At 71.7% G+C, this 20079-nt stretch carries 20 protein-coding genes; 3 read left to right on the top strand and 17 right to left on the bottom strand.

Annotated elements, in window-relative coordinates; translation table 11 throughout:
• The first annotated feature begins 15 nt into the window (after positions 1 to 15).
• Complete coding sequence (locus GL259_RS23540) at positions 16 to 1311, top strand: hypothetical protein (RefSeq protein WP_159535315.1); 1296 nt, start codon at positions 16 to 18, stop codon at positions 1309 to 1311.
• Positions 1312 to 1573: 262 nt separating this feature from the next.
• On the opposite strand, the gene glmM is transcribed toward GL259_RS23540, so the two are convergent.
• The 4 genes from glmM to GL259_RS23520 form a co-directional block, all read right to left on the bottom strand.
• On the bottom strand, positions 1574 to 2932 hold the full coding sequence (gene glmM / locus GL259_RS23535; RefSeq protein WP_159535314.1) for a phosphoglucosamine mutase: 1359 nt from the start codon (positions 2930 to 2932) through the stop codon (positions 1574 to 1576).
• Positions 2933 to 3221: 289 nt separating this feature from the next.
• Positions 3222 to 3734, bottom strand: coding sequence for a 30S ribosomal protein S9 (rpsI, locus tag GL259_RS23530; protein ID WP_129799256.1), 513 nt, complete (start codon positions 3732 to 3734; stop codon positions 3222 to 3224).
• 42 nt (positions 3735 to 3776) lie between these two features.
• On the bottom strand, positions 3777 to 4220 hold the full coding sequence (rplM, locus tag GL259_RS23525) for a 50S ribosomal protein L13 (protein ID WP_019526965.1): 444 nt from the start codon (positions 4218 to 4220) through the stop codon (positions 3777 to 3779).
• 232 nt (positions 4221 to 4452) lie between these two features.
• Entirely contained in the window at positions 4453 to 5679 is a 1227-nt protein-coding gene (locus GL259_RS23520; protein WP_243762370.1) for a glycosyltransferase 87 family protein, read from the bottom strand.
• Positions 5680 to 5753: 74 nt separating this feature from the next.
• On the opposite strand from GL259_RS23520, the gene GL259_RS23515 reads away from it, so the two are divergent.
• On the top strand, positions 5754 to 6632 hold the full coding sequence (locus GL259_RS23515; protein ID WP_159535313.1) for a hypothetical protein: 879 nt from the start codon (positions 5754 to 5756) through the stop codon (positions 6630 to 6632).
• Between the two features lie 31 nt (positions 6633 to 6663).
• Here the strand turns inward: GL259_RS23515 and GL259_RS23510 are convergent, their stop codons facing one another.
• The 5 genes from GL259_RS23510 to GL259_RS23490 all read right to left on the bottom strand — a co-directional run bounded on the left by GL259_RS23510 (position 6664) and on the right by GL259_RS23490 (position 13495).
• A complete protein-coding gene (locus GL259_RS23510; protein ID WP_159535312.1) occupies positions 6664 to 7743 on the bottom strand; it encodes an NlpC/P60 family protein in 1080 nt (359 codons plus the stop codon).
• 32 nt (positions 7744 to 7775) lie between these two features.
• Complete coding sequence (locus GL259_RS23505) at positions 7776 to 8258, bottom strand: poly-gamma-glutamate biosynthesis protein PgsC/CapC (protein ID WP_159535311.1); 483 nt, start codon at positions 8256 to 8258, stop codon at positions 7776 to 7778.
• Between the two features lie 51 nt (positions 8259 to 8309).
• Positions 8310 to 9866, bottom strand: coding sequence for a poly-gamma-glutamate synthase PgsB (gene pgsB, locus GL259_RS23500; protein ID WP_159535310.1), 1557 nt, complete (start codon positions 9864 to 9866; stop codon positions 8310 to 8312).
• Between the two features lie 6 nt (positions 9867 to 9872).
• On the bottom strand, positions 9873 to 12116 hold the full coding sequence (locus GL259_RS23495) for a HAMP domain-containing protein (RefSeq protein ID WP_159538900.1): 2244 nt from the start codon (positions 12114 to 12116) through the stop codon (positions 9873 to 9875).
• 203 nt (positions 12117 to 12319) lie between these two features.
• Entirely contained in the window at positions 12320 to 13495 is a 1176-nt protein-coding gene (locus tag GL259_RS23490) for a CapA family protein (RefSeq protein WP_159535309.1), read from the bottom strand.
• Between the two features lie 508 nt (positions 13496 to 14003).
• Between GL259_RS23490 and GL259_RS39545 the strand changes: the two genes are divergently transcribed.
• The gene (locus GL259_RS39545) at positions 14004 to 14504 is read left to right on the top strand and encodes a hypothetical protein (RefSeq protein ID WP_347814623.1); all 501 of its coding nucleotides are present in this window, start codon (positions 14004 to 14006) and stop codon (positions 14502 to 14504) included.
• 15 nt (positions 14505 to 14519) lie between these two features.
• Here GL259_RS39545 and truA read toward each other — a convergent pair whose 3' ends face one another.
• The 8 genes from truA to map form a co-directional block, all read right to left on the bottom strand.
• A complete protein-coding gene (truA, locus tag GL259_RS23480) occupies positions 14520 to 15377 on the bottom strand; it encodes a tRNA pseudouridine(38-40) synthase TruA (RefSeq protein WP_159535308.1) in 858 nt (285 codons plus the stop codon).
• A 74-nt stretch (positions 15378 to 15451) separates the two neighbouring features.
• A complete protein-coding gene (rplQ, locus tag GL259_RS23475; RefSeq protein WP_159535307.1) occupies positions 15452 to 15979 on the bottom strand; it encodes a 50S ribosomal protein L17 in 528 nt (175 codons plus the stop codon).
• Between the two features lie 161 nt (positions 15980 to 16140).
• Complete coding sequence (locus GL259_RS23470; RefSeq protein ID WP_003966937.1) at positions 16141 to 17163, bottom strand: DNA-directed RNA polymerase subunit alpha; 1023 nt, start codon at positions 17161 to 17163, stop codon at positions 16141 to 16143.
• Positions 17164 to 17318: 155 nt separating this feature from the next.
• Positions 17319 to 17726 (bottom strand): 30S ribosomal protein S11, encoded by a 408-nt coding sequence (gene rpsK / locus GL259_RS23465; RefSeq protein WP_055641835.1) that lies wholly within the window; start codon positions 17724 to 17726, stop codon positions 17319 to 17321.
• Positions 17727 to 17786: 60 nt separating this feature from the next.
• Positions 17787 to 18167, bottom strand: coding sequence for a 30S ribosomal protein S13 (gene rpsM / locus GL259_RS23460; RefSeq protein WP_004984507.1), 381 nt, complete (start codon positions 18165 to 18167; stop codon positions 17787 to 17789).
• A gap of 191 nt (positions 18168 to 18358) precedes the next feature.
• A complete protein-coding gene (gene rpmJ, locus GL259_RS23455; protein WP_004984509.1) occupies positions 18359 to 18472 on the bottom strand; it encodes a 50S ribosomal protein L36 in 114 nt (37 codons plus the stop codon).
• 60 nt (positions 18473 to 18532) lie between these two features.
• Positions 18533 to 18754, bottom strand: coding sequence for a translation initiation factor IF-1 (infA, locus tag GL259_RS23450; protein ID WP_004927214.1), 222 nt, complete (start codon positions 18752 to 18754; stop codon positions 18533 to 18535).
• Between the two features lie 430 nt (positions 18755 to 19184).
• Positions 19185 to 20021 (bottom strand): type I methionyl aminopeptidase, encoded by an 837-nt coding sequence (map, locus tag GL259_RS23445; protein WP_159535306.1) that lies wholly within the window; start codon positions 20019 to 20021, stop codon positions 19185 to 19187.
• Positions 20022 to 20079 lie beyond the last annotated feature (58 nt).

Here is a 20079-nt window from a genome sequence, read left to right as displayed (position 1 = left end):
CAGAGGACACGATTCATGCCGCAGGACCGTTCAACGTACGTCGAGCTGGGTTACTCCGGTGACTTCGGACTCACCGGTCTGACGGAGCACCTGTGCTCCGCGGACCGCCCCGCCGTCGACCTCCCGACCGCGCTCGCGGTCGCGGCCGGGTCGGCGGACGGTTCCGACGGCGAGGAGGCCGTGGAACTGGGGGAGGACGCCCGGCGTCTGCTGGACGGCCCGTTGTCGGAGGAGGTCCTCCACACGGTGTGGCTGGCTGCGGTCGGCCGGATCTTCGATCCGGCCGACCACGGCATGGACACCCGTGCGTGGCTGCGGTCCCTCTCGGACCTGACCGTGGACCGCCTCCGGCAGAACAGGCGCTCCTACGTCCCGCCTCCGGTCCGGCCGGTCCGGGACGCGGGCCTGTGCCGTGAGGTGGTGGCGGAGATCCGGGGGCTGGCCGCGGACCTGACCGGCGCCTGCGCGGCACCGGATCTCGTTCCCGGGCTGGAGCAGGTGGTCACCCTGGCCGACGCCGATGTCGGCTTCCGGCTCTTCCTGCGAGCCCTGAAGGCGTGCTCCGTACGCGTCTCGAAGGAGCGGTACGACAGGTTCCTCGGGCTCGGCGAGCGGCTCGGGTACCCGGTCGCGGTCGTCCGCGACGGTCTCGACGTCGACTGGCCGCCCATCGACACCACCCGCCGCGACACCGCGTGGGACTTCGGTCTCTCCCTGCTCGCCGGGAACGCCCACCAGGACTGGCGCGCCGAGTCCGCCCGCAGGGAGATCCATCAGGTGGCCGACGGGGACGAGCCCGGGCAGTCCCCGGGCACGGCGGCGGCCCTCCTGCTGGAGGACGCGCTGCGGCTGCTGCACTCTCCGCTGTCCGACGACACGCTCACCACGCTGTGGGTCGCCGTCTCGGACGCGGCGCTGCGCGTCGACGGGCGCGACTGGCTGCGGCTGGTCGCGGACGTGTGCGAGGAGCGGCTGGGGGAGGTCGCCCCCGCGTACACCCCCGCGGTTCCGCCCGTACGAACGGAAGGGGCGGACCTGGTGTTGCCGGAGGTCAGGGAGGCGGCGCTCGCGGTGGCGGACAAGGCCGTCAGCCCCCACTGGCGGCCCCTCCCCGCGAGGAAGGTCACGGCCGCCCTGGAACAGGTGGCCGGCCGGGTCGATCCCGACCTCGGCTTCCGTCTGTTCCTACGGGTGCTGCGGCCCCTGTCCGTCCCGGTCACGCGAGAGCAGTACCAGAGGTACCGGGCGATCGGGGAACGGTTCGGGTACGGGGAGCACCACGTCGACGAGATCGAGCCGCTCGTCCGATGAGCGGCTCGAGGCCGCCGTGCCCCTGAGGCCTCCTCGGCCGGGGCGGTCCGGGCGTTCACCCCTTCGCCGGGGGCAGTGATCAGGACGCCCCCGGGTTCACCGGCGGGGTGCTGACGGCCGGCCGGCGCCGCACGACCACGGCCCGCGCCTCCCTCCCGGGGGGCGCGGGCCGCTTCGCGTCGAAGGCGAATCCGGCCCCCCTCCTCCCCGCCCGGAACAGCGGGAGAACCCTCGGGCCCCCGGCCCCGGAGTCCCGCGGCGCCTAGCCCAGCGCCGACTTCACCGCGTCCGCCAGGCGTCCCGCCACCGAGCGGGCCTGGTCGATGTCCGCGGCCTCCACCATCACCCGCACCAGCGGTTCCGTGCCCGAGGGGCGGAGCAGCACGCGCCCGGTCTCCCCCAGTTCCCGCTCGGCCTCGGTGACGGCGGCCGCGAGTTCGGTGGAGGTCCTCACCCGGGACCTGTCCACGTCCGGCACGTTGATGAGCACCTGCGGCAGCCGCTCCATCACCGACGCCAGCTCCCGCAGCGGGCGCCCGGTCCCGGCGACCCGCGCCGCGAGCAGCAGGCCGGTCAGCGTGCCGTCGCCCGTGGTGGCGTGGTCGAGGACGATGACGTGGCCGGACTGCTCGCCGCCGAGGGCGTAGTCCTTCTCCTTCATCTCCTCCAGCACGTACCGGTCGCCGACCGCGGTCTGCACGAGCCGGATGCCCTCGCGCTCCATGGCGAGCTTGAAGCCGAGGTTGGACATCACGGTCGCGACGACGGTGTCGGAGCGCAGTGCGGAACGCTCCCGCATCGCCAGCGCGAGCACGGCGAGGATCTGGTCCCCGTCGACCTCCTCGCCGGTGTGGTCCACGGCCAGGCACCGGTCGGCGTCGCCGTCGTGCGCGATGCCGAAGTCGGCCCCCTGCTCGACGACGGCGGCCTTCAGCCGGTCCAGGTGGGTCGAGCCGCAGCCGTCGTTGATGTTGAGCCCGTCCGGCTCGGCGCCGATGGTGACGACCTCGGCCCCGGCGCGCGTGAACGCCTCCGGCGAGACCTTGGCGGCGGCGCCGTGCGCCTCGTCGAGGACGATCTTCAGTCCGTCCAGCCGGTTGGGGAGGACGCCGACGAGGTGGGCGACGTACTTCTCCATCCCCTCCTCGTAGTCCCGCACGCGGCCGACGCCGGCGCCGGTCGGGCGGTCCCAGGGGGCGCCGGTGCGGTGCTCCTCGTACACGGCCTCGATCCGGTCCTCCAGCTCGTCGGCGAGCTTGTGGCCGCCCCGTGCGAAGAACTTGATGCCGTTGTCCGGCATGGCGTTGTGGCTGGCGGAGAGCATCACGCCGAGGTCGGCGCCGAGCGCGCCGGTGAGGTACGCCACCGCGGGCGTCGGCAGCACGCCGACCCGCAGGACGTCCACGCCCGCGCTCGCCAGGCCCGCGACCACGGCGGCCTCCAGGAACTCCCCGGACGCGCGCGGGTCACGTCCGACCACGGCGGTGGGCCGGTGCCCCTCGAACGTGCCCGCCTCGGCCAGTACGTGCGCGGCGGCGACGGACAGGCCGAGCGCCATCTCCGCCGTCAGGTCCGCGTTGGCGACACCGCGCACGCCGTCCGTGCCGAAGAGTCGTCCCACTTGTCCTCCTGAGGAAACGTCAGTGTCGAAAGCCGGGCCGAGGCCGTGCCGAGGCGTCGGACCCACCCGTGCGGTCGACGGTTGTGCCGCTGACGCAGCTTGTGCTGTGTTCGACGGTCGCGATGCGTGTGCGGCTTCGCATCCCGGGGCGGAAGCGCCCGACCATCCGATCACATTAGCCTTTGAGTGCCTTGTGCCGTTATACGCCCAGAGCCGTGAATAAACGAACGCCCCGGCGGCACAGTGGCGTGCCGCCGGGGCGTTCGGAGTACGCGCGAGCGCCCTGAGATCAGCGCTTGCTGTACTGCGGGGCCTTGCGGGCCTTCTTCAGACCGGCCTTCTTCCGCTCGACCGCGCGGTCGTCGCGGCGCAGGAAGCCGGCCTTCTTCAGCGGGCCGCGGTTGTTGTCGACGTCGGCCTCGTTCAGCGCACGGGCGACACCGAGACGGAGCGCACCGGCCTGACCGGAGACACCGCCACCCGCGATGCGGGCGATGACGTCGTAACGACCCTCGAGCTCGAGCACCTTGAAGGGCTCGTTGACTTCCTGCTGGTGCACCTTGTTCGGGAAGTAGTCCTCGAGGGTGCGGCCGTTGATCTTCCACTTGCCGGAGCCCGGGACGATCCGGACGCGGGCGATGGCGTTCTTGCGACGGCCCAGGCCGGCGGCCGGCTGGGGCTCGCCGAAGCGGGAGGCCATGGACTCCGAGGTGTACTCGCCCTCGACGGGGACCTCGGACTCGGTGGTGTAGCTGTCGATGTCAAGCTCTTCGAGCGGCTGCTCGGCAGTGGTCTCGGCCACGATTCTCCTCAGATTCTCTTCAGTCTTAGGGGGTGGCCGGACTTACTGCGCGACCTGGGTGATCTCGAACGGCACCGGCTGCTGGGCAGCGTGCGGGTGCTGGTCGCCCGAGTAGACCTTCAGCTTCGAGAGCATCTGACGGCCCAGGGTGTTCTTGGGGAGCATGCCCTTGACGGCCTTCTCGATGGCCTTCTCGGGGTTCTTCGCCAGCAGCTCGTCGTAGCGGACGGAGCGCAGACCACCCGGGTAGCCCGAGTGGCGGTACGCCATCTTCTGGGTCCGCTTGTTGCCGGAGAGGTGCACCTTGTCGGCGTTGATGATGATGACGAAGTCACCGGTGTCGACGTGGGGCGCGTAGATCGGCTTGTGCTTGCCGCGCAGGATGGAGGCCGCAGTGGAGGCCAGACGGCCCAGGACGACGTCCTGAGCGTCGATGACGTGCCACTGGCGCGTCACATCGCCGGGCTTGGGGCTGTACGTACGCACGGTTCGTAGCCTTCGCTTCTTCAGTGAATGGTCCTGACAAGGTCACCGAAGACGATCACGACAGCCCTGACCGCACCACGGTGACGCAAACCGCGTGCAGGTCGCTGGTCATCGGCCCGGTGGACCGGTGTAAGGGCCCCTCACGTGAGAATGAGCAAGCCAATACACATAACGAACATGCAGGATACCCACGCTGGACCGGACGGGTCAAAACGAGACCGCCGTCGGTGGACTACACCGATTCTACGGCCGCACGCCGCCCTTTCGCGGCCGGACGCCGCTTCGCGTCCTCCCCGTGCTCCCCGTCCCCGCCGTCCGGCCCCCGGGCCCCGCGGACGCAGTGCCGCCCGACCGTCGCCGCCAGCACGCACAGCGTGACCGCGTCCCTGAAGGCCCGGCGCCGCCCCGACTCCAGCCACGGCCACGTCACGCCCGGCAGCTGCGGCACCAGGGCGAGCCAGAACCAGGGCCGCCGGGCCACCGCCCCGGCGTACGGCAGGCCGGCGAGCAGCAGCGGCAGGACGACCAGGAGGTAGTGGTTGTAGGAGGGCCGCGAGACGAGGAACGCGGAGAGCATCAGCCCCGCGGACGTCTCCGCCAGCCGCAGCGGCACCGGCCCCGGCCCGTGCCAGCGCCGGTACGCGCACACCACCCCCGCCGCGGCCGCGAGCAGCGCGAGCAGCCCGGCCGGTGCCTCGGGCACGCCCAGCCGGGGCAGCACCGCCGTCGGCGAGGCCTCGTAGAGCCGCACGAAGGCGTCGTCGCCGCGCAGCAGGAACGGCAGGGTGCGGGTGAGGAAGCCCGCCGGGTCCGGCAGCAGCAGCGCCGCCGAGGCCGAGGCCGCCGCCGGCACCAGCACCAGCACGGCCAGCGCCCGCCACCGGCGCGCGAAGAGGAACAGCAGCGCCATCGGCGCGAGCAGCGGCTTCAGCGCCACGGCCACCCCGACGACCGCGCCCGCCGCGACCCACCGGCCCCGGCTCGCCAGCAGCAGGCACAGCGGCAGCGCGAGCGCGGCCGTCACCGTCCAGTTGCCCAGCCGCACCAGCTGCCCGAACGGCGCGAAGCCCACCGCGAGGCCCAGCAGCCCCAGGGCCGCGAGCCTGCTGTGCAGCGGCACGCGGTGCAGCCGCAGGGCGCAGGCCCAGCCCAGCGCGAGGGCGGCGGTGACCGCCGGCGGCACCAGCACGCCGAGCACGGAGCGCGGCAGCAGCGCCTGCGGGACGGCGGCCAGGACCGCGCTCGGCAGATAGAGGAAGTGCGGATCGTCGTACGGCGAACCACCGGCCAGCCAGGTCCGCGCGGCGTCCACGACGATCGCGTTGTCCATGCCTCCGCCCGAGGTCACCCGCACCGTGTGCGCCGCCAGCGCCCCCAGCAGAGCCACGAGCCCCGCCCACAGATGCCCGCCCGCGGGTCGCACCAACCACCCGGAGATGTCGCTTTTGCCCGTCGCCATGAACGCAACGCTAGGGCCTTCGGGGCCCGTTGGGGCGGACCAGCACACCCCGCGCCCCGTCTAAGATGCGCCCCATGAGTTTTGGGCAGGGGGGACCTCAACAGCAGTGGGATCCCTGGAAACCGAATTCCCAGCAGCCCTGGAACAGCGGCGCCGACCAGTCCCCCGACTGGGCCGCGCTCGCCGAGGCCTCCGAGGCCCGCCACAAGCGGCGCCGGCTGCTGCTCATAGGCGGCGGCGCACTCGCCACCGTCGCGATAGGCACGGCCGTCGCGGTGGCCGTCGTCTCGGCGAACGGCGACGACCGGGCCGCGGGCGGCTCGTCCTCCCGGCTGCCCGGGTCCTCCGACATCCCGAGCGCCACGGGCACGGTGCCGTCGTTCGCCCCGACGAGCGCGCCGCCCCCGCTGGACCCGAAGGACTTCATCGCCAGCGCGAAGAAGGACAAGGCGCCGCTGAGCCCGGACATCCTCTTCCCGGGCACGCAGCTGACCATGGGCGAGACGGTGTACAAGAAGGGCCCGACGGCCGACACCCGCGACTGCGCCTCGGCCGCGAAGGCCACGCTCCCCAAGGTCCTCACCGACAACGGCTGCACCCGCCTGATCCGCGTCACCTACACCAGGGACGGCGTGGCGGTGACGGTCGGCGTGGCGGTGTTCGACACCGAGGCCCGGGCGACCCGGGCCAAGCAGCAGGCCGACAAGAAGAGCATCGTCAAGTCCCTCGCGGGCGGCGGCGTCAAGGAGTTCTGCGACGGCGCGGTCTGCCGCTCGACCACCAACTCCTACGGCCGCTACGCCTACTTCACCCTGGCCGGCTTCACCGACGGCAAGGACGTGACGACGAAGGACACCGCCGTCTTCGCCACCGGCGACGACCTCCAGGAGTTCACCTTCCGTCAGATCCGCCGCAGGGGCGAGGCCCAGGCCTCGGCGGCGGCGAACGAGTAGCCGGCCGCCGGGGAGGCGCGGCGCCGGCGCCTCACATCCGCTTGGCGCTGCGCAGCGTCTTGGCGTAGTAGCCGTTGCCGTCCAGCCGCGAGACGCCGCCGATGTCGCCGATGGTGGGGCCGTTGACCTCCTCCCGGCTGGACACGAAGATCAGGTGGCCCTCGGTGTCGTAGCCGAGCACCATGCCCACGTGGTCCAGCCGCTCCTCGGTGCGCGCGTCGAGCTTGAAGAAGACCAGGTCGCCGGGCTGGAGCTGGTCGATGGCGGACGGCCGGTCGTCCGCCGACACACCGGTCAGCGGGAGGATGTCGACGCCCTGATCGGAGCGGGCCATGCCGTTGGCGGTGCGGGGCAGGCCGTCACCGGAGGTGTCCGAGGACATCAGCGGGTAGCGGGCGCGGTAGCCGAGCACCATGCGGATGAAGCCCGAGCAGTCCAGGGACCTGGCGCGCACGGCCTCCGGCGTCCCGGTCACGCCGTCCCGGAACGGGTACGGCAGGCCGAGGTAGTCGTAGAAGTCGGACTGCTCCAGGCGCAGGTCGCCGCCCTCGGCGCCGGCGGTGTTCAGCGGCCCGAAGTTCGCGTCGCCGGCGTAGACGACGCCCTGCTCGTCCTTCTTCTGCGGGGCGCCCGCCACGTACTGGAAGGCGAAGGCGAACAGGTCGTCCTCCTTGCTGTCCCGGTACTCGGCGTACCACTCCTCGAACCACTTCTCCTTCTCGGCGCCCTTCTCCCAGGGCTCGGGCATGAGGCGGACCCAGTCCGTGGTGGAGACCTTGGAGGAGGTGGACGTCGGCTCGTCGAAGGTGCGGGCCGGCCCGGTCAGGGTCGCGGTGCGCGCCCCGTCCGTGAAGACGCCCCGGATCTGGCCGTCGGCGCCGCGCAGCACCGAGCGCGCGGGGTTCTCCAGCCGGGACCAGGTCACCTCGCCCTTGTCGGCGGAGCCGCCGCCGGAGCCGCGGTCGCCGTCCAGGACGCCGACGTCGCGGACCTCCGTGACACCGGGCGCCTCCTGCTTGCGCAGCTCCACGGTGAGGTAGCCGGAGGCCCCGACCAGTGCCAGCACCACGAGGCCCGAGACGACGGGCCGCGACTTCTTCTTCCCTGCCATCGGTTACTCCTCGGTTGTTCTCGGACGCCGGATCAGACGGTGGGCATGACGCCGAGCAGCAGGCCGGCGGCGACGACGATGTAGGCCATCAGGGAGACCGTGCCGGTGGCCAGCAGGGTGGCGCCCTTGGGCTGGCGCACCATCTGGTAGGCGATCAGGCCCGGCACGATGAAGCCGAGGGTCTGGTTGCCGTACAGCAGCGGGAACTCGATCGAGAGCACGATCATCACCGTGGCCTGGAGCAGCACGCCCAGCAGCACCACCGCGGCGAACAGCCGCTTGCCGTAGAGGATCACCAGCTTCTGCATGACCTTGGTGCCCGCGTAGGTCAGGGCGGTGACGCCGACCATCATGGCCGCGCGCTGGAGGTCCTCGATGAGGGTCAGGGCGATCCAGCCGGGGGTGATCATGCCGCCGGGCGACAGGTTGGTGGTGAGGTAGCACAGCAGCGAGAAGAACAGACCTATGGCGATGCCCAGGGCGGCCATCTCGGGGGTCAGGGCGGCGGTGGTCAACGGGGTCTCCGGGCAGGTGGGCGGGGGTGGGCGAGGCGGTCGGCCCGCGGGTCAGTGGCGGGCGGGCGGTCCGCCGCCCTCGGTGGTCGGGTACCGGTGCCCGCCGTGCGGGTCGTCGTACGACGCGCCGTACGACGCGCCGTACGGCTCGCCGTCGTCCGGCCGGACCTGCCGGGCGGTCCGCCCATCGGGGGCGTACTGCTCGTACGGCTGCCCGTGCTGCTGGTACTGCGGGTACTGCTCCTGGTGCTGCTGCCGGTACGGCCCCGTCGACTGGGCAGGGATGCGGAGCACCGGGATCTCCTGGGTCCGGGAGGCCTGGTAGCGCTCCTCGTACGCCGTCGGGTACGAGGCGAAGGGGTCCAGGCGCGGCGACTGGGCCGGGGCGGCGGCGGCCGGCGCCGGGCCCGCCGGACCGGCGTCGCTGTCGTCCGCCGGGAGCTCGGCCAGGTACTCCAGGAGTTCCTCGCCCTGGCCGTGGATGTTGCCGATGGCGACCAGGGAGGAGCCGTCGGACATGCGGCCGAGCAGGGCCGGCATGAACTCGTCGGCCGAGCGGCGCTCGCCGCCCAGGTCGACCGCGCGCTCCCGCCACTGGGCGGGGATGGCGTCGATGGCGCTCTTGGCGGGGTGGCCGATGACGAAGACGTTGTCCGGCTGGAGGTCGGGGATGATCTCGCCCATCTGCCCGTTGCGCTCGACCCGGTCCGGGCGGCAGTTGATCACGACGTTCAGCGGGCGGCGGACGGCGCCGAGGTCCAGCAGCTGGTTGATGTTCATCAGCGTCGACTCGGGGTCGTTGGCCGCGAAGACGTTGGCGAAGGCGAGCCGCTTGCCCTCGGGGGTCGCGTACCGCTCCACGGACAGCACGCCCGGGTCCGGCGGGGCGTCGTACATGCCCTGCAGGGCGACCTGGCGCTCCACGCCGAGCAGCTCGGCGACGACCAGGGCGATGGCGACGTTCTCCTTGAAGGTGAACCAGCTGAAGCCGCGCAGCTCCTCGTCGGTGACGGTCTCCGGGTCGGCGTAGACCAGCCGGCAGTTACGGGCGTCCGCCTCCTCCTGGAGGATGGGGAAGCGCTCCTTCTCGGCGGTGACGCAGATGCCGTTCTCCGGCATCGAGCGGCACAGCGAGCGGGCCACGTCGTCGAGGGTGGGGCCCATCTCGGCGAGGTGGTCCTCGCGGACGTTGCACAGCACGCCGATCGTGGAGCGGATCAGCTTGCTCTGGTTGACCTCCTGCAGGGCCGGCATGACCGCCATGCACTCGATGACGAGGGCGTCGGGGCGGTAGGTGGCGGCCCGGCGGACGATGCCGATCTGCTCGACGACGTTGGCGATGCCGAACTTGCGGTAGACCGGCTCCTCGGTGGCGTCCGGGTGGATGAAGCGCGCCGCCGTGCCGGTCGTCTTGGCCACGGTGACCAGGTCGCCGCCGCGCAGCGCCCCGGCGCACAGCCGGGTGATGGAGGACTTGCCGCGGATGCCGTTGACCAGCACCCGGGAGGGGATGGAGTGCAGGGCGGCGTAGTGCCGGCGCTGCTCCACGATGCCCGCGACGAGCAGGAACGCGCTGCCGACCAGCAGGACGAAGTAGAGGTAGAGCACGGCGGGTCACCTTCCTCCGGCGCCGAGCCGGGGCTCGGCGGGCCGGCGGGCCTGGTTGTGTCGGCGGGCCTGGAGCTGCTGGCGGATCAGTTCGAGGCTGCGGACGATGGCCCCGACCTCGTCCTGGTACCGGGGGTAGAGCACGGTCTTCAGGTCGCCCTCGGCCAGCTTCTCGGCACTGGTGGCCAGCGCCCGCAGCGGCCGGGCGACGACCAGGTGGATCCAGCCCAGGCAGACGACAATCGCGGCGAGACCGAGCAGGCCGGCGAGCACGCTGCGGTCCTCCCGCTGGTAGGGGGCGATCTGGAAGTGCTGGGCGTCCTGCCAGCTGACGACGGTCCAGCCGAGGTCGGAGGCGACGCCGCCGCCGGAGAAGGGGGCCGCGGCGGCGACGGTGACGCCGCCTCCGTCGCGGATGAGCAGGCCGTTCTCGACCGGCCCGGCGCCGACCGGCACGTTGCCCGCGCGCACCAGGTCGGGCAGGGCGTCGTTCGGCAGGTCCTCGAAGGCGAGGAAGCCGTCGCCGGCGGCGAGCGTCTCGGCCTCGGCGTTCACGACCCGGACCTCGCCGAGGCCGGGCCGCTTCAGCAGCGAGTTCAGGAACTCCACGCGCACCTCGCCGACGAGCGTGGTGCCCTTGTGCTCGGGCACCGGCGCTCCGGCCTGGATCACGGGCTTCTTCTCGCCCTCGCCGGACACGCGGACCAGGGGCAGGTCCCGGTCGTCGCTCCAGTCGTGCGGGTCGCCGCCGGCCCGGGCGACGACCTCGCCGTCGTCCACGACGTACAGCGCCTGGTAGCGGGTGTGCTCGCGCAGGGCGTCCGTCAGCAGGCCGGTGGTGGCGCCGGGGTCGTCGGCGTCGATCAGGCGGGAGGTGGAGACCAGGTCGGCCTGGGCCTCGTTCAGCGCCCGGCGGACCCGGTCGGCGACCAGGTCGGTGCGGTCGCGCTGGTCGTTGACCATGGTGGCGGGCACGCTGACCGAACCGTCGGTGCGGTTCAGCAGCAGGCCGACGGGCACGCACCACAGCAGCAGCAGGACGGCGGTCGCCGCGAGCGGCACCCGCAGGCCCGGCCGGATCCTGCCGCCGGATCCGCCGCCGGGTCCGCCGTCCGGGCCGCCGAGCTGCCCGCGCAGCCGTTCCAGGGCCGTGCCGATCCGGGCCGCCTCGCCCCAGCGGGGGACGAAGACGGGACGGGTCAGGTCGCCCCGGGCCAGCCGGCGGGACTCCAGGAACAGCCGCAGCAGCGGGCGCTGGACGCTCAGCCACAGCACGGCGACCGCCAGCAGCCCGAGCACCACCAGGGCGCCGGCCGTGATCAGCCCGAACAGCTCCCGGTCCGGTCCGACGGTGCCCTGCTGCTGGACCACGGGCAGCATGGCCACGACCGTGAGCCCGAGACCGGCCGCGACGCTCTTCTCCTCCTCCGGGTCGGAGGAGGCGAGGGAGGCGTACCCGGCGGTGGCCACACGGCCGTTGTGGTCGTCGCCGAGCAGGGTGCCGCTGACCCCGGGGTAGCCGCGCGAGCCGGGCTCCTCGGCGCCGGCCGGGTGCCGGTCGGTGCGCTCGGCGGCCTGCTCGGACAGCCGGGACATCTGCTTCTGCAGGAAGGTGAGTTCCTTGCGCTCCTGGTCGGAGTTGAGCGCCTCGGACTGCTCGAAGCCCGCCGTGGCGAGGACCTCGCCGTCCCGGGCCACGACCGCCATGGTGCGGAACGTGCCCAGGTTGATCGCGGGCACGGACAGGCTGTTGGAGGCGATCAGCAGCTGCTGCGGACGGTCCTCGAAGTCGAGGACCGCCATCGTCATCAGCCGGACGTCACCGGTCTCCAGCCGGACCATGCGCGGGGCGAGGGCGTGCTCCCCGGTGAGGACGTCCTCGTCCAGCCAGGCGAGAGGAATCCTTTCTCCTCGGGCGGCGAGCACGTCTCCGCTCTTCAGGTCCAGCACCGTGGTGCCGGTCCACTTCTGGTAGGTCCTGCCCAGGTCGGACAGGACGCGCTCCGGTTCGGTCGGCTCACCCGCGTTCAGCGCGGCCGCGGTGCGGTTCAGGTCCGTGACCCGCTCGTCGATCGAGGCGCGCAGCGCGATGGCGCCGTCCTCGGCGAAGTGCTGCTGCGAGGACAGCACCGCCTTCGGCACGACCGGTTCGCCGCCGGGTCCGAGCACCTTGGCGGTGAGCCCGGCCAGGGCGAGGATCAGCACGCACAGCACCGCGATCGGGGGCCGGATGCCGCCCAGGAGCGGCATGTCCGCCCGTCTGCGGCTGCGCCGCCGCCCCTGCGCGGCAGGCGGGACGTGGCTCGGTGTCACGGTGTTCATCCTTGGTCGCTACGGAGGTGGCCGACGCCTGCCGGACGCACCGATGCCACGGCCGTACGAAGTCGTCACTCAAAAGACTGATAAATGCGGCCAAGGTTGTATCCCCGGCACGGAGTGTGCTGCAGCTCTCGTCACTCACCCAGGGAGAGCGGCTCCAGGCCGTCGCCGCCGGGTGCTCCCCGGTTGTAGAGGAAGCCGCGGGTCCGGTCGGCGGCCAGCCGGTAGCGGGCGAGCCGCTCCTCGGACAGGTCGCCCGGCTCGTCGAGCACCCGCTGCACGTCCACGAGCCGGTGGTCCACGACCGCCCCGTCCGGGACCTTCTCCCCGGGCTCCACCTCGGACGGGATGTCCACCAGCGTGGTGCGGTAGCGGGCGGTGACGTCCCAGCCCTCGGTCGTCTCCCGGAACTCGAACCAGCCGATGGCCCCCTCCTCGGTGATCCCCTTGGGCGAGGAGTGCCGGGCGACCTGGTTGCCGAGGCTGTAGGCGATCCAGGTGCCGTTCACCTTCTGGACCGGCTGCACCACGTGGGCGTGGTGGCCGATCACGAGGTCGACACCGGTCTCCTCGGTGAGCCGCTGCGCCAGCTGCAGCTGCGGCACGCTCGGCTCGTTGTAGTGCTCCAGCCCCCAGTGGACGGTGAGGATGACCACCTCGGCGCCCTGCCCCCGGGCCCGGGTCTCGGCCTTCTTGATCTCTTCCGTGCTGAGCCGGTTGAACGCCCACTTCTGCTTCTCGGGCGTCGGGTTGAGGAAGGACTCCCAGGAGTAGGCGAGGTGCGCGACCTTGACCCCGTTGACCTCGCGGATGTTGATCCGCTTCGCCTCCTCGGCGGAGCGCGCCGACCCGGTGTGCCCGAGACCCACCTCGTCCATGACGTCCAGGGTGCGCCGCACGCCCGTCAGCCCGTGGTCGTACGTGTGGTTCGAGGCCGTCGAGCAGGTGTCGTAGCCCACGTCCTTCAGGGCCGTCAGGACCTGCGGCGGGACCAGGAACTCCGGGTAGCCCTCGAAGGGCCCCTCGGGCTTCCCGACGGGCGTCTCCATGTGACAGATCGCCAGGTCGGCCTTGCTGATGACCGGCTTCACCCCGGCGAGCAGCGGCCCGAAGTCGAGCCCGGCCTCCCCCTCACCGGTCTCCTCGGCGTCCTTGGCCGCCTGTTCGACCAGCTCCGGGTGGATGAGGACGTCCCCCGCGGCGGCCACGGTGAACGAACGGCCACCCGGCTTCGCCTGCGGCTCCTCGGTCCCGGAGGCGCAGGAGGCGGTCAGTCCGGCCGCCAGCAGAATGGTGACCACTCGACCCATGCGGAGAGGCTTACGAAATGTCACCGACTCATGGTCACATGCGATACCCACGCAACAGTGATGTACTCATCACAAGACCGTCACGTTTTCTTCGCATGGTGGCGCTGATCGGACTGATCGGACTGATCCTGCCTCTTGCCGCATGCCGGTCGGCACCGGAGCCGGAGCCGGAGCGCACCGAGCCGGAGGCCCGGGAACTGGTGGACCTGAGCGGCCGCATCCTGTCGTACACGGCGAAGCTCCGGCCCGGTGATCCCTACGCGCCCCCCGACGACGAGCAGCGCGACCGGCTGGCCCGGGGCGTCGGGCACCTCCTGGACGGGGACGCGCGGGGGCGGAGCGGCTCCTCGCCCCGATCGGCCTCGGCGTCACCCGGCTCACCGACACCTCCTCCGGCCGCCGCTACGACGAGATCGCGGCCGACGGCGACGGTGAGAGCGCGCGCTGGGGCCGGCTCTACCTGAACGCCGACTCCAGGGTCCGCTGGAACGCCCAGGTGCCGCACCCCGTGTCCGACCGGCACACCGAGGAGCTCGGCGTGCGTCTGCTGGAGGACAACCCGGGCGGTGCGCTCGTGCTGGCCGGCGCCCACCGCCGGGCCGGCCGCGAGGACGCCGCCGACGTCGCCCACCGCGAGGACAGCGCGTTCCACGCCACCGTCCTGGAGCTGCAGAAGCGGGGCGTGCCCGGCGTCCAGCTGCACGGGTTCGCCGAGTCCACCGAGGACCGCTACGACGCCGTCCTCTCCACCGGCGCCGCGCAGAGCGCCCCCGGTGAGGTCGTCGCCCTGGCCGACCGCCTGGAGACGGACGGACTGCGGGTCTGCCGGGGCTGGTCCGCCCGCTGCCGGCTGGAGGGCAGGACGAACGTCCAGGGCAAGGCGGCACAGCGCCGCCACGCGACGTTCGTCCACGTCGAGCTCGCGCCGGACGCCCGGGGCGACGGGCCGGAAGCGGACGAGGCGGCCCGGGGCCTGTCGGGCCTCCTCACGACGTGGGCGGAGGGCTGACGGACGCGGCGGGGCTCAGCAGCACCCCGCCGCCGGCAGCGACCGCCTGTTGCGGGCCTCCCTGTTCCGGGCCGCCAGCAGCTCGTCCGCCGGGTAGCCGACCTCCTCCAGGGTCAGCCCGTGCGGGCGCACGACGTGCACGGCCGAGTCCCGCACCCCCGCCGCCAGCACCTTCCCCGGCCAGTCCGGCGGGCGGTGGCCGTCGCCGACGAACAGCAGCGCGCCGATCAGCGAGCGCACCATGTTGTGGCAGAAGGCGTCGGCCCGGACGGTCGCCGTGATGATCCCGTCCTCACCGCGCACCAGGCTCAGCTCCTGGAGCGTGCGGATCGTCGTCGCGCCCTCCCGCCGCTTGCAGTACGCGGCGAAGTCGTGCTCCCCCAGCAGCGCCCGCGCGGCCTCGTTCATCGCGTCGACGTCGAGCGGCCAGTCGTGCCACAGCACGTGCCCGCGCAGCAGCGGGTCCACCCCGCCCGGGTTGTCGGTGACCCGGTAGGCGTAGCGCCGCCAGACCGCCGAGAACCGGGCGTCGAAACCGGCCGGCGCCTCCCGCAGGGCCCACACCCGCACGTCCTTCGGCAGCCGCCCGGCGAGCCGCTTCAGCAGCTTCCCCCTGTGCTCGCCCCACACGTCGAGGGGCAGGTCGACGTGTGCCACCTGCCCGCGCGCGTGCACCCCGGCGTCGGTGCGTCCGGCCACGGTCAGCTCGTACGCCGTCGTCCCGGACCGGGTCACGGTCCGCAGCGCGTCCTCGATCTCCCCCTGCACGGTCCGCCGGCCCCCGGCCTGCTTGGCCCAGCCGTGGAAGTCGGCGCCGTCGTAGGACAGGTCGAGGCGGATGCGCACGAACCCGGGCTGTACTTCGTCACTCACGTACGGATCCTCTCAGGAACGCGAAAGCGGGCCCGCCCCGCAAAGGGCGGACCCGCTCAACGCGAAGCAGTGCCTCAGGCGTCCTTCGACTCCTCGGCCGGGGCCTCGGCGGCCTCGTCCTTGGTGTCCTCGGCCTTGGCGTCCTCGGCCTTGGCCTCGGCGGCCTCGTCCTTCTTGAGGGCGTCTTCCTTGACCGCGCGCTTGGTCGCGGCCTCGGCCTCGCCGACCGCCGACTGCTGCACCGTCAGCGCCTCGACCAGCTCGATGACGGCCATGGGCGCGTTGTCGCCACGGCGGTTACCGATCTTGGTGATGCGGGTGTAGCCACCGGGACGGTTCTCGTACCGCGGGCCGATCTCGGTGAAGAGCGTGTGGACGATGCCCTTGTCCGTGATGACCTGGAGCACCTGACGGCGGTTGTGAAGGTCGCCCTTCTTCGCCTTGGTGATCAGACGCTCGGCGTACGGGCGCAGGCGGCGGGCCTTCGCCTCGGTGGTGGTGATGCGGCCGTGCTCGAAGAGCGACTTCGCGAGGTTCGCGAGCATCAGCTTCTCGTGCGCGGCGCTGCCGCCCAGACGGGCACCCTTGGTGGGCTTCGGCATGGTTCTTCTCCTGTGTGTCTGCCCCGGCCGTGTCAGGTACCGGGGTCAGTATCCGAGCAGGCGGTCGCCTGTCGGAGATCCAGGCCCCCGGAGGGGCCTGGAAGGGGCGCGGGCAGGCACGGCGCACCCGCGCCCGGGTACGGACCGTCGGGCCCGAGCTCTCAGTACTGCTCGGTCTCGACGAACCCGGCGTCCGCGTCGTCGTCGGCGCCGAAGGCGTCCGCGGCGGCGGTCGGGTCGAATCCGGGCGGGCTGTCCTTCAGGGCCAGGCCCATGCCGGCCAGCTTCGCCTTGACCTCGTCGATGGACTTCGCACCGAAGTTGCGGATGTCCAGGAGGTCGGCCTCGGAGCGGGCGACGAGCTCACCCACGGAGTGGATGCCCTCACGCTTGAGGCAGTTGTACGACCGGACGGTGAGCTCCAGCTCCTCGATCGGCAGCGCCAGGTCGGCGGCGAGGGCGGCGTCCGTGGGGGACGGGCCCATGTCGATGCCCTCGGCGTCGATGTTGAGCTCGCGGGCCAGACCGAACAGCTCGACCAGGGTCTTGCCGGCCGACGCCATGGCGTCACGCGGACGCATGGCCTGCTTGGTCTCGACGTCGACGATCAGCTTGTCGAAGTCGGTGCGCTGCTCGACACGGGTCGCCTCGACCTTGTAGGTGACCTTGAGGACCGGCGAGTAGATCGAGTCGACCGGGATCCGGCCGATCTCCTGGCCCACCTGCTTGTTCTGCACCGCGGAGACGTAGCCGCGACCGCGCTCGACGGTCAGCTCCATCTCCAGCTTGCCCTTGCCGTTGAGCGTGGCGAGGACCAGGTCGGGGTTGTGCACCTCGACACCGGCCGGGGGCGCGATGTCGGCGGCGGTGACCAGACCCGGGCCCTGCTTGCGCAGGTACATCACGACCGGCTCGTCGTGCTCCGAGGAGACGACCAGCTGCTTGATGTTGAGGATCAGGTCGGTGACGTCCTCCTTGACGCCCGGCACGGTGGTGAACTCGTGCAGGACGCCGTCGATGCGGATGCTGGTGACGGCGGCACCGGGGATCGACGACAGGAGGGTGCGGCGGAGGGAGTTGCCGAGGGTGTAGCCGAAGCCCGGCTCCAGCGGCTCGATCACGAACCGGGAGCGGAACTCGTCGACGACCTCTTCGGTCAACGAGGGACGCTGAGCGATCAGCATGTGTGGATCAGATCCTTCTTTCGTGGACGCCCGCTATTTGACGCCCGACGGAAACCGCACCCGGTGAAAAGTGCGGGTACTGCAAGGGTACGGGCGGTACGGCCCTTACGGAGCCGTACCGCCCGGAACCCGAAGCCGAACGAAGCGGCCGTGCCTCAGACGCGGCGGCGCTTCGGCGGGCGGCAGCCGTTGTGCGGGGTCGGGGTGACGTCCTGGATGGAGCCGACCTCGAGGCCCGTGGCCTGCAGGGAGCGGATCGCGGTCTCACGACCGGAGCCCGGGCCCTTGACGAACACGTCGACCTTGCGCATGCCGTGCTCCTGGGCGCGGCGGGCGGCCGACTCGGCGGCCATCTGCGCGGCGAACGGCGTGGACTTCCGGGAGCCCTTGAAGCCGACGTGGCCGGCGGAGGCCCAGGAGATCACGTTGCCGGACGGGTCCGTGATCGAGACGATCGTGTTGTTGAACGTGCTCTTGATGTGCGCGTGGCCGTGAGCGACGTTCTTCTTTTCCTTGCGGCGCACCTTCTTGGCAGCGCCCTGACGACCCTTGGGGGCATCTATAACTCCTACGGGAGGTGGTCGGTCCTACAGCGAAGACCGTGGACAGAGGTCCGCTGCGGACTACTTCTTGCCCGGCTTCTTCTTGCCGGCGATGGCGCGACGCGGGCCCTTGCGGGTACGCGCGTTGGTGCTGGTGCGCTGACCGCGGACGGGCAGACCGCGACGGTGACGCAGACCCTGGTAGGTGCCGATCTCGACCTTGCGGCGGATGTCGGCCTGGATCTCGCGACGGAGGTCACCCTCGGTCTTGATGTTGTTGTCGACGTACTCGCGGATCGCGACGAGCTGCTCCTCGGAGAGGTCGCGGACGCGGGTGTTCGGGTCGACGCCGGTGGCGGCCAGCGTCTGCTGCGAAAGGGTCCGGCCGATACCGAACACGTAGGTGAGGGCGATCTCCACGCGCTTTTCGCGCGGGATGTCAACACCGGAAACGCGTGCCATTCAATGGCTCCAGTTGATTGTCGGAGGTCTTCCACAGGACCGGATCCCAGCCGCCGTACCAGGTACGAACTGGGTCCCCGGCCTCCGAGCCGGGGGTGTCGAGCCGTGCGGCTCGGGCCCTGCGTATGAACATGTGTTGCTCGCGTCGCGCGAAGTTCTGCGGAAGTCGCAGAGGGTCGATCGTGCTGCGGTCAGCCCTGGCGCTGCTTGTGGCGCGGGTTCTCGCAGATGATCATGACCCGGCCGTGACGGCGGATCACCCTGCACTTGTCGCAGATCTTCTTGACGCTCGGCTTGACCTTCATGGGATGTGAGGTTCTCCGGGTCAGTGCCACCGCCCCGGCGGGCCGGGGCGCGGGCAAGATCTACTTGTAGCGGTAAACGATCCGGCCACGCGTCAGGTCGTACGGAGACAGCTCCACCACGACCCGGTCGTCAGGGAGGATGCGGATGTAGTGCATGCGCATCTTGCCGCTGATGTGTGCCAGGACCTGGTGGCCGTTCTGGAGCTCGACCCTGAACATGGCGTTCGGCAGAGACTCGACGACAGTGCCCTCGATCTCGATGGCACCTTGCTTCTTGGCCACGCTTCGCCCTTCGAATCGACTACCTTGATCGACTCAGGCGTGCACCGTTTCGAGATGTCGAGTGCATGCGGACATGCGGGTGCACAAGAGCCGACGAGTCAGTCTACGTCAGCGCACCCGGAAACACGAAACGGAGAAGTCTGCCCCACGGGCGGGATTCCTAACCGAGCGGGATCCGCTCCCCGCGCCGGCCGGTCGGACGACGCCGCGACACCGCATCCGGCGAGCCCCGTCTTCCCGCCGCAGGCAGCGGCCGGGACCGGCGGGTCCTGCCCGGTGAGGGCGACGGAACGCCTCCGGGCGGGAGGACCGGGTGCCGTCCGCGGCGACGACCGTCCGGTCGCGCCGCTCCCGGCACCGCTCCCCCGGCCCGGCACCGGGACGCGCCACGGGCTTCGCCCGGCCGGCCGGACCCGTCCGGGGCCCGTCGTCAGCCGAGCGGGTCCGGAGCGGCCGTGATGCCCATCTCCGCCAGCTTCGCCTTCCCGCCGTCGGGGGCGGTCAGGACCAGCGGGCCCTGCTCGGTGAGGGCGACGGAGTGCTCCCAGTGGGAGGACCAGGTGCCGTCCGTGGTGACGACCGTCCAGTCGTCCTCGAGGACCCGGGTCCTCGGGGTGCCCAGGGAGACCATCGGCTCGATGGCGAGGCAGAGGCCCGGGACCAGCTTGGGGCCCTTGCCGCGGCGGCGGTCGACGTAGTTCAGCAGGTGCGGGTCCATGTGCATCTCGCTGCCGATGCCGTGGCCGCCGTAGTCCTCGATGATCCCGTACCGGCCGCCGCCCGGCTTCGGCTGCCGGCGGATGTACGTCTCGATCGCGCGGGAGATGTCGACGAGCCGGTTGCCCTGCTTCATGGCCGCGATGCCGGCCCACATCGACTCCTCGGTCACCCGGGACAGCTCGACCAGCTCCGGGGAGTGACCGGACCCCACGAACGCGGTGTAGGCGGCGTCGCCGTGCCAGCCGTCGATGATCGCGCCGCAGTCGATGGAGATGACGTCCCCGTCCTTGAGGACGACCTCGTCGGAGGGGATGCCGTGGACGACGACCTCGTTCACGGAGGTGCAGATCGTCGCGGGGAAGCCGCCGTAGCCGAGGAAGTTCGGCTTGGCGTTGTGCTCCGCGAGCACCTTGCGGGCGACCTGGTCCAGATCCCTGGTGGTGGCCCCGGGCACGGCGGCCTCGCGGGTGGCCGCGTGGATGGCGGCGACGACCAGCCCCGCCTCACGCATCTTGGCGATCTGCTCGGGGGTCTTGATCTGCACCATGGGAGCGACGGCCTTTCTGGACCGGGAAGGGACGGACACCATCAACGATACGGGGACG

The sequence above is a fragment of the Streptomyces sp. Tu 3180 genome (genome assembly GCF_009852415.1).
Classification (GTDB): domain Bacteria; phylum Actinomycetota; class Actinomycetes; order Streptomycetales; family Streptomycetaceae; genus Streptomyces.
The sequence above is the reverse complement of the archived record's forward strand: the minus strand, read 5'-3'. Positions and strand labels throughout refer to the sequence as shown.

What these genes read in the sequence shown, in the direction of transcription:
- GL259_RS23540 (WP_159535315.1), top strand. Translation starts at nt 16, where the DNA reads ATGCCGCAGGACCGTTCAACGTACGTCGAGCTGGGTTACTCCGGTGAC.
- GL259_RS23520 (WP_243762370.1), bottom strand. Translation starts at nt 5,679, where the DNA reads ATGGCGACGGGCAAAAGCGACATCTCCGGGTGGTTGGTGCGACCCGCG.
- GL259_RS23515 (WP_159535313.1), top strand. Translation starts at nt 5,754, where the DNA reads ATGAGTTTTGGGCAGGGGGGACCTCAACAGCAGTGGGATCCCTGGAAA.
- GL259_RS23510 (WP_159535312.1), bottom strand. Translation starts at nt 7,743, where the DNA reads ATGGCAGGGAAGAAGAAGTCGCGGCCCGTCGTCTCGGGCCTCGTGGTG.
- GL259_RS23495 (WP_159538900.1), bottom strand. Translation starts at nt 12,116, where the DNA reads ATGCCGCTCCTGGGCGGCATCCGGCCCCCGATCGCGGTGCTGTGCGTG.
- GL259_RS23490 (WP_159535309.1), bottom strand. Translation starts at nt 13,495, where the DNA reads ATGGGTCGAGTGGTCACCATTCTGCTGGCGGCCGGACTGACCGCCTCC.
- rplQ (WP_159535307.1), bottom strand. Translation starts at nt 15,979, where the DNA reads ATGCCGAAGCCCACCAAGGGTGCCCGTCTGGGCGGCAGCGCCGCGCAC.
- GL259_RS23470 (WP_003966937.1), bottom strand. Translation starts at nt 17,163, where the DNA reads ATGCTGATCGCTCAGCGTCCCTCGTTGACCGAAGAGGTCGTCGACGAG.
- rpsM (WP_004984507.1), bottom strand. Translation starts at nt 18,167, where the DNA reads ATGGCACGCGTTTCCGGTGTTGACATCCCGCGCGAAAAGCGCGTGGAG.
- rpmJ (WP_004984509.1), bottom strand. Translation starts at nt 18,472, where the DNA reads ATGAAGGTCAAGCCGAGCGTCAAGAAGATCTGCGACAAGTGCAGGGTG.
- map (WP_159535306.1), bottom strand. Translation starts at nt 20,021, where the DNA reads ATGGTGCAGATCAAGACCCCCGAGCAGATCGCCAAGATGCGTGAGGCG.